Annotated in this window: 14 protein-coding genes and 1 pseudogene; 3 read left to right on the top strand and 12 right to left on the bottom strand. The window is 38.7% G+C overall.

Annotation, left to right across the window (positions count from 1 at the left end):
* Window positions 1–10: 10 nt before the first annotated feature.
* From IPO27_00400 to IPO27_00375, 6 genes are all read right to left on the bottom strand, one after another.
* Window positions 11–724 (bottom strand): PorT family protein, encoded by a 714-nt coding sequence (locus IPO27_00400; GenBank protein ID MBK8845076.1) that lies wholly within the window; start codon window positions 722–724, stop codon window positions 11–13.
* Window positions 714–1,466, bottom strand: coding sequence for a bifunctional demethylmenaquinone methyltransferase/2-methoxy-6-polyprenyl-1,4-benzoquinol methylase UbiE (gene ubiE / locus IPO27_00395; GenBank protein MBK8845075.1), 753 nt, complete (start codon window positions 1,464–1,466; stop codon window positions 714–716). Before ubiE ends, IPO27_00400 begins: the two co-directional genes overlap by 11 nt.
* Before the next feature lie 20 nt (window positions 1,467–1,486).
* Complete coding sequence (locus tag IPO27_00390; protein ID MBK8845074.1) at window positions 1,487–3,292, bottom strand: ATPase; 1,806 nt, start codon at window positions 3,290–3,292, stop codon at window positions 1,487–1,489.
* Between the two features lie 9 nt (window positions 3,293–3,301).
* Window positions 3,302–4,291 (bottom strand): D-glycero-beta-D-manno-heptose-7-phosphate kinase, encoded by a 990-nt coding sequence (locus IPO27_00385; protein MBK8845073.1) that lies wholly within the window; start codon window positions 4,289–4,291, stop codon window positions 3,302–3,304.
* A gap of 156 nt (window positions 4,292–4,447) precedes the next feature.
* Window positions 4,448–5,662 (bottom strand): NAD(P)/FAD-dependent oxidoreductase, encoded by a 1,215-nt coding sequence (locus tag IPO27_00380; protein MBK8845072.1) that lies wholly within the window; start codon window positions 5,660–5,662, stop codon window positions 4,448–4,450.
* Window positions 5,659–5,808, bottom strand: coding sequence for a hypothetical protein (locus IPO27_00375; protein ID MBK8845071.1), 150 nt, complete (start codon window positions 5,806–5,808; stop codon window positions 5,659–5,661). Before IPO27_00375 ends, IPO27_00380 begins: the two co-directional genes overlap by 4 nt.
* A 46-nt stretch (window positions 5,809–5,854) precedes the next feature.
* On the opposite strand from IPO27_00375, the gene IPO27_00370 reads away from it, so the two are divergent.
* From IPO27_00370 to IPO27_00360, 3 genes are read left to right on the top strand one after another with little or no spacing between them, the layout of a single operon-like run.
* Entirely contained in the window at window positions 5,855–6,616 is a 762-nt protein-coding gene (locus IPO27_00370) for a triose-phosphate isomerase (protein ID MBK8845070.1), read from the top strand.
* A 22-nt stretch (window positions 6,617–6,638) separates the two neighbouring features.
* A complete protein-coding gene (locus IPO27_00365; protein ID MBK8845069.1) occupies window positions 6,639–7,136 on the top strand; it encodes a hypothetical protein in 498 nt (165 codons plus the stop codon).
* Window positions 7,106–7,804, top strand: a complete 699-nt coding sequence (locus IPO27_00360) for a hypothetical protein (protein MBK8845068.1) — start codon at window positions 7,106–7,108, stop codon at window positions 7,802–7,804. The genes IPO27_00365 and IPO27_00360 overlap by 31 nt, the downstream gene beginning before the upstream one ends.
* Here IPO27_00360 and IPO27_00355 read toward each other — a convergent pair whose 3' ends face one another.
* The 6 genes and pseudogenes from IPO27_00355 to IPO27_00330 all read right to left on the bottom strand — a co-directional run bounded on the left by IPO27_00355 (window position 7,805) and on the right by IPO27_00330 (window position 13,259).
* On the bottom strand, window positions 7,805–8,554 hold the full coding sequence (locus tag IPO27_00355; GenBank protein ID MBK8845067.1) for a M15 family metallopeptidase: 750 nt from the start codon (window positions 8,552–8,554) through the stop codon (window positions 7,805–7,807).
* A gap of 1 nt (window position 8,555) precedes the next feature.
* On the bottom strand, window positions 8,556–8,834 hold the full coding sequence (locus IPO27_00350) for a hypothetical protein (GenBank protein ID MBK8845066.1): 279 nt from the start codon (window positions 8,832–8,834) through the stop codon (window positions 8,556–8,558).
* Window positions 8,831–9,457, bottom strand: coding sequence for a hypothetical protein (locus IPO27_00345; protein MBK8845065.1), 627 nt, complete (start codon window positions 9,455–9,457; stop codon window positions 8,831–8,833). Before IPO27_00345 ends, IPO27_00350 begins: the two co-directional genes overlap by 4 nt.
* Before the next feature lie 679 nt (window positions 9,458–10,136).
* A pseudogene (locus tag IPO27_00340) lies at window positions 10,137–11,251 on the bottom strand (S9 family peptidase).
* 595 nt (window positions 11,252–11,846) lie between these two features.
* The gene (locus IPO27_00335; protein ID MBK8845064.1) at window positions 11,847–12,539 is read right to left on the bottom strand and encodes a DUF1003 domain-containing protein; all 693 of its coding nucleotides are present in this window, start codon (window positions 12,537–12,539) and stop codon (window positions 11,847–11,849) included.
* Between the two features lie 18 nt (window positions 12,540–12,557).
* Window positions 12,558–13,259, bottom strand: coding sequence for a VIT family protein (locus tag IPO27_00330; GenBank protein MBK8845063.1), 702 nt, complete (start codon window positions 13,257–13,259; stop codon window positions 12,558–12,560).
* Window positions 13,260–13,342 lie beyond the last annotated feature (83 nt).

The raw sequence follows: 13,342 nt of genomic DNA, 5'->3' as shown, positions 1-13,342 counted from the left end.
TATGGTAACATTATTCAAATGTAAGGGTTAATGTAAAAATGCGTGAGCGCAGCGAAGAAATGCTTCGAGCATAAATGGTATTGTCCACTACTTTAAGATTGTTTAAGCCCTGATACATACGCACATCTATACCAAACTTAAACATCTCCATATAAAAATCGAAACCCATGCCAATGGAGTAACCATAATCTCTGCGTCCAAGTTTTACAAATTCTTTGTCTTTGTTTTTTACCTTGGCTTGCGATACCATATCTACATTGTACTCGAAACCTGCCTGCACAAATGCACGGTAATTATTTACTCGTTCCGATTTAAATTTTAAATAAAAGGGTACTTGCAGAAAGGATGATTCAACTTGTTTGTTAATGAGTTTGGTAGTTGAATCGAAGGAATAAAATGTATAGTTTAAATCGCGTTGTGCAAATGATAGCCCCGGTATAAATCGAAAATCAAAATGGTTGCCCAGGTGTAAATTGCTTATAATATTGAGGTTGAAGCCTGTTTGCTTTATATTGTCAAGAATGTATAATGAATCAAAGGAGTTGAAGTTACCAACTTTAACCAACTTAAAATCTGTAACGTTGGTACCAATGGCAAAACCAAAATGTATTTTTTGACGATCGTATTTTGGCAAATTCTCTACAATACGATATTGCGCCTGGCAGCGAAAGCATGCTGCTACTACAACTAATGTAAGAGCTATATATTTCAACTTATTCTTCATTTTCTCCTCCCGCTTTTTTCGACTTGTATACATTCACTATTCCGAAAGTGAGTTTTTGATAAAACGAATCGTGAAAGCCTGTACGATGCAAAAACTCAATAAACTTAAAGCCTGATGGAAAAGCATTAATGGAGTCAGGCAGGTATGTATATGCAGCTTTATCATGCGATACCAAACGGCCAATGGCCGGCAATATTGTTTTTGAGTAGAAATGGTACAATTGTTTAACAGGGAATTTTTTAGGCTGTCCAAATTCCAGCACAATCAATAAACCGCCTGGTTTGAGCACTCTATTTATTTCGGCCAATCCTTTTTCGAGATTTTCAAAATTTCGTACACCAAAGGCAACTGTTGCAGCATCAAAAGTGTTGCTCTCAAAATTTAAAGCTTCGGCATCGCCTTGTAAAAAGGTAATGCGGTTACCAATGTTTTTCTTTTCAAGTTTTTTGCGAGCTACATCCAGCATCTTGCCCGAAATATCAACACCAACCAAGCGGTCGGGCTTTATGCGATTAAAGGATTCAAAAGCAAAATCTCCCGTACCGGTAGCAATGTCTAAAATAGATTTGGGCTTTTCCATTTTTAATAATTGAATAGCATGTTTGCGCCATGCTTTGTCGATGCCCAACGAAAGAAAATGATTAAGGAAATCGTAGCGTGGTGCAATTTTATTGAACATCTGCTCAACCTGGTTGCGCTTTGAGTCGCTTTGATCTTTATATGGAACTACCGTTTTGGCCATTGCTGTTTTTTTAAAAAGAATTAACCCACCATGAAATGGGCACCCGGATATTTGTAGCGCGTACTTGTTACCTGTGAGCTTAGTGCTAGCGCCAGGGTAATGGTACCTACACGGCCCACAAACATACTAACTATAATGATATACTTACTTGCCTGACTTAATGAAGCGGTAATGCCGGTTGATAAACCCACTGTGCCAAAGGCTGACACTTCTTCAAACAGGAGTTTCATAGGATCGATACCCGGGTCTATGGTGCACAGTGCCAACCAGCAAGCAAGACAAAATGTGGCTGAGAATAGTAAAATAGAAAATGCTTTGTTCAACAATTCCCAGGCAATGCTGTGTTTAAATAGCTCAATATTTTTTTGACCCCGCACCGATGCCCATGCCGAAACAAACAAGAGGGTAAAAGTAGATGTTTTGATACCACCACCTGTACTTCCCGAAGATGCCCCTACAAACATTAGAAAAATGGTAACAATCAGTGTTGGAATTTTTACCACACCATAATCCATCGAGTTGAATCCGGCTGTACGGGGTGTGATACCCATAAATATACTCTCGCCTATTTTTTCGGCAAAGGTGAACTCGGCAAGTGCATTATCTCTTTCGTAAAAGAAAAAAATAGCGGAACCGATTGCGATGAGCCAAAGTGAGCTATACAAAGCAATTTTACTTGAAATAGAAATTTTGCGCCACTTACTTTTTCTGCGTTCGCGAATATAGGAGGGGTTAAACAATTCCTGAATGGTGCTAAAACCAAGGCTTCCAAAAAAAATGACAGCGCCAATAGTTAGGTGTAATGCAACTGCATGCCGTATTACCGGCTCATACAAATTACCACTGTAGGTGCTGAACCCAGCATTGTTGAATGCGCTTACCGAATGAAATACTGCAGTAAATAATTGACTCTTAAAACTTGGGAAATCAGCATAATATCCAAATTCGATAAATAACAAAACGGATGCAACACTTTCAATGAGCAGGCTGGTTATAATAATCTGGCGTAGTAAACTTTTTGCCGAAAGAATACTATCGGTGCTGTAATAATCAGCCATTAGGGAAGTATGCTTGAGGCCGAGGCCTTTGTTAAACAAGGAGGCAAAAAAAGTGGCAAACGAGATTATGCTTAACCCACCCAATTGAATGAGTATCATAATGGCAATTTTACCTTTTAAGGTAAAATAAGTTGCAGTATCCACTACGGTAAGGCCGGTAACACAACATGCACTGGTAGATGTAAATAGCGAAATAATAAATGATGGAGGTCCGTAATGCATGGCTGGCAACATTAATGCTCCTGTACCTATGGAAATTAATAAGATAAAAGAAAGGATGAATAAGGTGGATGGATGCAAGGTGAGAAATTCGAAAAATGTGCTGGCCTTAGCAAAGTTGATAATAAACAAGGTAAGTAAAAAGGTAAGTAGCAAAAACAAATACAATCGTATGGAGTGATGTCCCAGTATGGCCGACAGTATATTTTCGCCAATTGGAAAGTTGAATAGTAAGGTAGATAATGCCTCAATCAAAATCAATAAAAGTAGAATCCATTCTAATCTTGTTTGTTTAAAAAATTTGCGTGGTTCAAAGGTGTACAGAAACCGAACAAAAAAATTCAACATATAAAATCCAAAAATGGATTTCAATAGAATCATTTGTATATAATTAGTTTCGTGCGAAGGAGGGAAACCCACGATATATACAATGAGTGCAAAACTTAAGATAGCAACTGCAATACTCAGTCCTGAAAACATGAGCAACACCGCTTGCTTGCTTCCAAACAATCGCAGGTTAACCCACTCGCGAAAACTATTAATTGACATGGTTGTGTGTTAGAGCAAATTCAATTTTTGAATTTCGTTGAAGAACAATTTATTGTTTACGGGAACCACACCGGCATATTCGCATACCATACCACCAGCTACGTTAGCTATGGCATCTGCTAGTTGCAGCGGCAAGACGATTGCCAGACAACGGGTAGCAATGGCAATAACGGTATCACCGGCACCAGACACATCGGCAATGTTGCGTATGAGGGCATCATGCATACCGGCCTGTTTTGGTGTAGCATAATACACACCATGTTCCGATAGGGTAATCATCATGTTTTTTATTTTTTGATTACGCAAAAAATCAGAAGTATATTGAAGCAACGAGTGTTGATTTTTTTCCAAAGTTGGGGCATTCAAGCCATTCTTAATTTCGGCAAAGTTTGGTTTGAATAAGGTTACATTCTTATAATGTAAAAAATTAGCGCGCTTAGGATCAACCGTAGTAATTATGTTTAACTTGTTTGCAAAGGCCGTAATTTTTTCAATCAAATCTTTATCAATACATCCTTTATCATAGTCTTCAAATATGATGGCATGGGGAGCATGTTTTTTTATAGCTTCCAAAATAGAATTGGTAAATGCATTACGTTCGGTTGCTGATAAGGTTATGTTTTTTTCCTCATCAATGCGAAGCAGTTGATGCTTATTGCCAATAACGCGGGTTTTGATAGTGGTGGTTAAAGAGGCGTGGCTATATATTCCTTTGCTGTTAATTTTACTCGAGGTAAGATTTTTTTTGAGCTCGGCAGCAGCAAGGTCTTTGCCCACAAGACCAAATAAGTAAGTGTCTACTCCAAGTGCACGCAAGTTATAAGCAACATTAGCTGCACCACCCGGGCGCGACTCTTTTTTTTCTACCTGTACCACAGGCACAGGTGCTTCAGGGCTTAAGCGCTCTGCTTTGCCCCATATATATGCATCGAGCATCACATCGCCAACAACAAATATCCGTAGTTCGCTAATTTTATTGGCAAATGTTTTTATATCCATTAATCAAGATTTTTTTGGCAGGCCAAAGGTAGAATTATCAAAGGCAAAGAAAAACACGAATTTAGAACGATTTGATATTTTTATAATCAATGTATTCATGTTTTATGGTCTTGTATGCAATTGCCTCCACACTATAAAACATAACGGTGCGCATGTTTATACACTTCCTGCAAGAAAGCCTGATGTCCATGCATTTTGAAAATTAAAGCCCCCCGTTATTCCATCTATATTGAGTGCTTCGCCCGTTGCAAAAAGGTTAGGTATTTTTTTATGTTCAAAGGTATTCATGTTTATTTCTTTAAGATCAATACCACCACTGGTAACAAATTCTTCTTTGTTGGGCGATTTCCCGTTTACATCAATAATCATATTGGTAGCGATTTCGGCAAGTTTGTTTAATTGTTTGTTACTGCATTTATGATAGGTAATTTTTTCATCAAGCCCGGCTTGGGTGCAAAGGAGTTCCCACAGCCGGGCTGTAAACGCTGTCGGGTAAAGGTTACACACTTTCTTGTTGGGGAAATTATTTTTATACAAAGCTAATTCTTCAAAAGCAGTCTGTTGGGTAGTGCCTGCCATAAAGTTTAGTTTGAGTTTAAATTGATAATTTACAGATGCTGCATATCCTGCAGCAAAAGCAGAAAGTTTTAAAATACATGGTCCGCTTAAACCCAGGTGCGTAAACAATACCGGGCCAGTAAACTGAAATTTGGTATTCAGAATTTTGACTTCGCAAAGCGGAGTTGAGCTTCCCGAAATGTTTTTGAAAGGCGAATTTGGTATATGTACAGAGAATAGCGAGGGTACCGGATCAATTATGCCCACTCCGGAAAGGCGCAGCCACTCATATTGTTCGGCTTTGCTATAACCACCGGTAGCAATTATTAATTTTTCGCATGTATAATCTCCACGTGTAGTAGTAATATAAAAACTGTTATCTTTTTTTTCAAACTTAAGCACGTTGGTGTGATAGGTAATATCGATATTGTGTTTATCGAGACCATGCATCAAACAATCAATGATGGTTTGCGATGAATCACTCACGGGAAACATGCGTCCATCTGCTTCTGTTTTTAATAGCACACCATTATTCTTAAACCAGTTGATCGTATCGGTAGTGTCAAATAAATGAAAGGCGTTAATTAACTCACGTTCGCCACGCGGATAATTTTTAGTCAACAGCTTTTTATCGAAACAGGCATGTGTTACATTGCATCTGCCTCCACCCGAAACTTTTACTTTCATAAGCGCATTTCCTGTTTTTTCTAAAATCATTACGTTGCGACTACTATATTTTTCGGCACTGGCAATGGCAGCAAAAACGCCAGCAGCACCGGCACCAATTATTATTGTATGAAAGTTTGTGTTCATTCGTAAATGATACCTTTACACGATGCCGCAAAGCGGGCATCAATGGCAAGGCAAAGGCTGCAAAGGTATTGCATGTTTTTTAAAAATGACCGTGCCTGAATCACGCTTCCGCTTAAAGTTATCAGGTCACGTGTAAATAGTTTCATTTTTTATGCATCATATATTTACTTTCGTGCGGTAATATATTTATGTATGAGAAAAAAAATTGTCGCAGGTAACTGGAAAATGAATTTAACGCTCTCGGAAGCTGAAGAATTGGTTCGGTCAGTATTGGACGCAAAGATTGAAATAAATGATCACACGCATGTATTGTTTGGTGCACCTTTCCCTTATATAGCCGGAATTTCGGCATTAGTGCGCGACCAAGGAAATTATCATGTGGCTGCGCAAAACTGCAGCGAACATTTGCAAGGCGCTTATACCGGAGAGGTTAGCGCTGGCATGATTAAAAATTGCGGAGCAAGTTTTGTTATCGTAGGACATAGCGAGCGCAGGCAATATTATGGCGACAATCACGAAGTTATTTGTGCTAAGGTTGATCATGTTTTGCAACAGCAAATGCAGGTAGTTTTTTGTTGTGGCGAAACCTTGCAACAGCGCGAACAATTGAAACTTTATAATGTTATCGAGGCTCAATTATGGGATTCTCTTTTTCATCTTGAAGAGGAAGATATATTAAACTGTATAATTGCTTACGAGCCGGTGTGGGCTATAGGTACCGGTGTAACAGCCTCAGCAGCGCAAGCGCAGGAAATGCATGCCTATATTCGAAGTTTATTGCACGAAAAGTATGGTGAGCATATTGCCTCCTCCGTATCCATCGTATATGGTGGTAGTTGCAACGATAAAAACGCCCCCGAGCTTTTTGCCTTACCTGATGTGGATGGTGGATTAATAGGTGGAGCATCGCTAAAGGCAGAATCGTTTTGTAGTATTATCAATGCCATTTTGTAAGTTGTTCAAGCACGGTTAATTCATGAGGCTGCAAACAATATTCTACACATGGATGCTGGCAGCTTGCGTTACCGGATTTTCACTAGCGCAAGCGCAAAAAAAATATTTCAATGCAGATATATGTGCCGGTTTTAATGTGAAAAACTACCCCGGTTTTCCTGAGCAACAATCGCCAACTACCGTGTTGCGCATGCGGGCTGGCAAACATTACAATGGAAGTAAGCCCTGGCATCGCAATTACAAATACCCATATGCAGGTATCAATGTGAGCATTGCCTCCTTAGGCAATGCGAAAGTATTGGGTTATGCAGGTGCTGTTATGTTTGATTTTATTTTGCATCAAAAACTGAGCACACGTTTTCAATTAGAAGAAGGGTTATCGTTGGGTGCAGCCATTTATACCAAAAAGTTTGATAAGGTGGAAAATCCAAGCAACATTGTTGTAGGTTCGCGGGCAACTGCATTTGTTTCAGCTTCGGTAAGTGCGGTGTGGTTATTAAAAATAATAATGCATTCATAACCGGCATTTCAGTATTTCATGGGAGCAATTCGCACACCGCAATTCCTAATGTGGGAATAAATGTTCCGGCAGTGCATGTAGGCTATCGATTTTATTACGGTGGAAAGGAAAGCCCGGTTAGCGCAGAAGCCATAGCATTAGCAAAAACTAAATGGCGGTTTAATATGCGTGCAGCAATTGGTATCAACGAGCAAGGCACTAGCACCGATGCAACTGATGGCCCTAAGTTTCCTGTATATATTAGTGGGCTTTATTTTTCGAAAAGGGTAGGGGTAATAAACAAACTTAGTCTTGGTGTAGAGGGCTGGTATAACACCGGAGTGTACACCTACATTGAGGCGCACAACGAAAATTATAAGAACGCACATACGGCTTCAATGGCAGCACAAGGAGTAATAGCACATGAGTTTTTGTTCAATCACTTCACCTTGCTTACGCAAGGTGGTGTTTATTTTTACAATCCATTTTATAAGCAACAGTACAAGGATTTTTATAATGGCGATTTAAAAGCGCAACTAAAAACACGTATCACAGCAAAGCTTGGAATTCAATATTATTTTAAAAATATTTTTGGCAGCGAGCGGAATCAACTTTTTATTGGCACCTATGTAAAAACAAATTTCGGGCAAGCAGATTTTTGGGAAAACGGAATCGGGTTTCAGTTTTAGTTAGTTGAGAAGTTTGAAATTATTTTTTGCATACACTCTGCTACAAGCATTGTAATGCCACCATTCGGTTTGGATGGAGGTAAAGCCCACACTCAGCATAAGTGAGCGAAGCAGCTTTCTGTTTTCAATTTGATGGTTAGTTAACTTGCCTTGTTTAAGTAATTTTTGCTCGAATCGCGGTTGTGCTTCTTCTCCAAAAAAATCATAAGTGCTGCCAAAGTCCAGTTGCTTGCCTGTGCTATCGAGTATAGCAAGGTCAATGGCTGCACCATAATTGTGCAGCGAGTTTTGCTCCGGCTTCGACAGATATAGTCGCTTGGTGCTTTCCGGTAACTGTGCTTGGTCCCACAATTTCTGTTGAACTACTACAGGGCGTGCCGCATCGTATATTACAAGGGTATAATGGGGATGCAATTGCTTTAATTTTATTTGCGCAGCAGTAATTTTTTTGGCATAGCCATCTATCAGGTATGCTTTGTCGAAAGTGCCATACAAATCGGTTTTGGTAAAATTATCTTTGGTACTATATGCTATACGTATTGCAATGGATGAATCGAGCATGGCAATGTCGGTCAAACCTATTGCCTTGGCTTTGGCTTCAAAGCCAAAGTCTTCTTCTATCTGTGCAGGTGGGCTTTCCGTTGTTGCCGGTGCGGTGGTTTCTCTCGCTACAATAATTTCATTTTGTTTTTGAATAGAATTGCAAGCAGCAAGTAACCATAGAACATATAGGGTGATGGTTATACGCATGTTAATTTTTTGTAATTTCGAGTACCCAGCGCAAGTAACTATGTTCCCACACATCTCTAAAGTTGGTAATGCGATGCATGGCTAACTCACATTCAGGTAACTGCGAAATAATGCGTGACTTTAATCTTGCCACATCATAATGTCTTGAGTGAAACTGATACCAGTTGCAGTAACGCAATTCTGCTTCGCTGTCAATTACCGGGTGATGGTTGCGCAATAAATTAAAGGCCGGATCAATGTGGATGGTGTAGGTATGAGCAACGTAAAACGGAAGTATCAATGCTTTGCCGCCACTACGTAAAATGCGATTAACCTCGGCAAAAACTGCTTGTCGCTATCGCCTTCAAAATGTTCTAGTGAGCAATGCAGGGTAATGGCATCAACTGAACCGCTTGGCAAATTAGTCTCGTGTGCATAGCCTCCAATCTTGTTTCCTTTTATTCCGCGGGGATATACCAGGTCTTGTTTGTAAACTTGTGGTACTTTATATTTTTGCTCAACAATCTCAGCAAATGGACTAGTACATGCAGCTATGTCCACAAAACATGATACCTTTTCAAAGTCAATAAATTCGAAAGTGGTGTAATGCTCCAGCGTTTTTTCAGTAAAATTATTTTTGCCCGGCTGCCCGCCATAATAGTCAGCAGGATAGGCCGTTGCAGCTATATACTCTTTGTAAGCAGATTTGTTTAATGCATGTTGCCGGCAAGTAATTGATTGTGATTTTAATTTTTCGAAAAGTATATCATCCAGGGTTGGGTTGTCTAAATGCTCATCACCAATAAACCCATTCATTATTTTTTTATTGCCATGCTCCTTTTTAAAAAAAGGATTCAAATGCCATGTAGCATACAAGGCATCATGCAAGGCATGATAGGCGGGCTCGGCAATTTGCTTTAACATCAATCTGATTTTATTGGTCTGCAAATATTGACATTGTGATTGACATAGCAAAGCAGTGAGTAAAAGGTGCTTTTTTTGGGATGAGAAAGTTAATTGGTGCTTGACCAATGAACCCTTTAAATCATCGTTTCTGGGCTTGTGTATACGGTGATGGGGTTTTCTTATTCTGCTTTTATTTGGTGTTATTACCAAACGTAAATTGCCATGGATTGATTTTGTTATGTTGGTGAAAACACCAACATAAGGCAAAATAGATTTTGGTGGGTTTTCTTATTCTACTTTTGTTTGGTGTTTTACCAAACGTAAATTGATTGGATAGATTTTCTTATGTTGGTGTAAACACCAACCTAAGGCAAAAGCTTAGATTGCAACATTGCAGCAGAAAATGTTGTACGCCTTATTGATGCGTTTGTATGTAAAAATAAATAAATGATTTATTCTTATAAGGAATCAATATTTTAGATTGTTAAAAGCACGACAAATCGTATATAGTCACAGTGACGAAACAGATACGGCCGGCAAAATATTTTAAAAATGGGTTTTTACAGAAACGTTTCGCAGCAACAAGAAGTTGGCGATTTCGAAGCACAAAACTTCTTCTAATCACTGAGCCGCCAATTTCTTGTAGCTGCTGTTGGCTGTAGTTTAAGTTAGTGAGTTTGCATATGTTTTTCTCAAACTATAAATTGTCCTTCCAGAATTTTTCCATACTCCTGCGCAAATGCAGGCTGGTGTTTCTCCCTGCCAAATTCCATGATCACGCATGGGGTAAGACATCATAGTAAACAGTTTGTTGTTTTTTATGAGTTCATTGACCAACATTTCAAAATTCTGATAGTGCACATTGTCATCGCCAGTGCCATGAATGATCATAAGGTTTCCCTTTAGTTTATGGGCATGTGTTAAGGGTGAGCCTTCAAGATATCCTTCCACATTATCATTTGGTAAACCCATGTAGCGTTCCTGATAAATATTATCATACAGTGTTTGTTGGGAAACAAAAGCCACAGCAATACTGGTTTTATAAATATCCGAATGGCGGAACATACAATGCAAGCTCATTTGTCCACCACCACTCCAACCCTAAATGCCAATGCGCTTTTCATCTATGAAAGAGTAGGTGTCCACAATTTTTTTCGCTGCCTTCGCCTGATCATCAGCTGCCAATAAACCAATCTGCCGGTAAATGCTTTTTCTGAAATCGCGTCCACGAGGCACAAGGGTGCCACGGTTGTCTATACTCACAACAATATAATCCAATTGGTTACTAAGGTATTGATGCCAGAGGTTATCACCCGTTACCCAATTATCCTGCACAGTAGAGCCTGCAGGTTCTCCATACACATGAACCAAAAGTGGGTATTTTTTCTGCGGATCAAAACTGATGGGCTTGATCATCCAGGCATCCAAAACCACGTTCCCAATATCTACTTTAAAAAATTCTTTATTACGCAAACCCAACTCATTCATTTTGACTTTCAGCGCGGCATTGTCTTCGAGGACTTTTATTTCTTTGTGAGTATTCAGGTTGACTAATGAAATCCGTTTTGGCGTTTTAGCATTTTCAAAACTATGGATGGCATATTTTGCATCGCTAGAGATTTGATAACTGTGTTGGCCAGCCATGTCTGCAGGCGAAACTCTTTCTGATTTCCCGCTTCCAACCAGCCTGCTGCGATAGAGGTACCGCTGTGTAAAATTATCTGGCGAAGCAATATAATATACAAAGCCGCCAACAGGATCGATGCAATTTATATTCACCATATCAAAATTCCCGTTGGTAATAAGCTTCATATCTTTTCCATCTCGAGATACTTTATAAAAATGCTTCCATCCGTCTTTTTCGCTCGTCCATGTAAATGATTTTGTTTCTAAAAATACAAAACCTCAATCATAATTTCAGAAAAAATATCCTGATGCTAAATGGAGTGCTACGCAACAAAGGTGTCTAAATATCATCTTCCTCGTTTGCGATAGTCGAGCGTGGGTTTCGTATAGATGGCTAGATGTTTTCGGTTGTTTTTCTTTTCCGTCCGTTAGTTTTCATTGTTGTCTTGTGCTACGTGTAAGATGTGTAATAATCTATGAATAATTGGTGCAAAAAATACTGCTGTTAAACTTAAAAATGCAACTCCACTGTAAAGAGCATACATAGATGAAAATATTTTTGCAGGTGGTGTTGTCATTTCTACAACCGGTCCCATACCTGTCAAAATCATACAAGCCATATGAAAACTGTCAAGCTAAGAAATTTGCCCAAAATAATGATAGCCAAGTGTTCCTAGCAGAAGAGAAAATACTATTAAGCCTAAAGCAAACAGTCCATACCTTCCCAATCTGAATAAGAAGTGAGTTAGTGGAGTTACTTTTTGTTTGCGGTTTTCTAATTTCATTTCTTTTTAAGTTCTTTCATTAGGTCTTCTAAATAGTCTGTTTGAACTTCTTGAATTTCCAATAATTTTTTATTTTGATGTGCTAATAAATGGTCTATTTTTTCACTCAACAATTTTATTTCAAGTTCTGCCTTTAAATTGATTTTGTAATCGTGTTCGCTTCTTTGCCTGTCTTTTTGTTCCTGTCTGTTTTGGCTCATCATAATAATTGGTGCTTGAATTGCCGCCAAACAAGAAAGAATAAGATTAAGCAATATGAAGGGGAATGGGTCAAAAGGTCGTCTGTCTAAAAACCAAATATTAATAATCATCCAAATTAAGATGAATGAAAAAAAAGTGATAATGAATATCCAACTGCCACCAAATGCTGCAACACTGTCAGCAAGTTTTTGTCCGAACGTGAGGTCTGCTTCTATTTCGTCCTGAATGTTTTCAGAAAGAATGGAATTATTTTTTATTGCTTCCATTACATCCCTGTCAATTAACGCAATTTCTCCTTTTTCTAGAGTTATCAATGATGTCAAATACAGTCGCCTATATTGATTTAGTTCATCTATTGTTATAAAGTTGTCTCCGTCAAAGTCTGGGAAGTCACATTTTATTAAATTAAATATCCCTTCTCTGATGTCTCGACCTTTTACGTCTTCACCCTTCTGGATTTCTTGTTTGCTTATGTGGCTTGTCTTCATTATGGGTGTCTTTTTAAATTAAACATTAACGCCAAAAATATAGCCTACCAATGCGGAAAGCCCCATAGCTAAAGTTCCCCATATTGTAATTCGCACAATAGCCTTTCTTATGTTTGAACCGCCTGTTTTTGCAGATGTTGCTCCTAAAATGACAAGAAAAATAATTGTGAAACCATATAACCAATATTCCATTCCTTTTACGGTTGCAAAAAGGACTATTAGTAGTGGTAGAACACCACCAACTGTAAACGATGCTCCTGATGCAATAGATGCTTGTATAGGATTTGCTTGACTTATTTCGTTGATACCTAATTCGTCTCTAATGTGAGTTCCTAATGCATCTTTTTCCGTTAGTTCAATTGCTACCTGCATAGCCGTTTCTTTTTTCAGTCCACGTTTCTCATAGATTTGAGCCAAAATATTAAGTTCTTCATTTGGCATTTCCTTAAGTTCTTTAATCTCTCTTTCAATGTCTGCTTTTTCTGTGTCCGTTTGTGAACTAACAGAAACATATTCACCTGCTGCCATAGATAATGCTCCCGCCACAAGTCCAGCGACTGTTGCTAAAACAATTGGTTCTCTTGTAGAACTTGCAGCCGCAACCCCAATAGCCAAACTTGAAATTGAGATAATCCCATCGTTTGCACCCAAAACAGCAGCACGTAACCAATTACTTCGGTGTATATAATGATTGTCTAAATAATTGTCAATTGTTAGCATTTTTTTTCTTTGTGTGTGATTTCTTTTAAAATAACCCATAACATCAGTCTGTGAAAAAACCAAACAGCCCACAGCTGCACGTT

The sequence above is a fragment of the Bacteroidota bacterium genome (genome assembly GCA_016714535.1).
Taxonomy (GTDB): domain Bacteria; phylum Bacteroidota; class Bacteroidia; order AKYH767-A; family OLB10; genus JADKFV01.
Note: the sequence above shows the minus strand (reverse complement) of the source record. Positions and strands in the feature narration are given on the sequence as shown.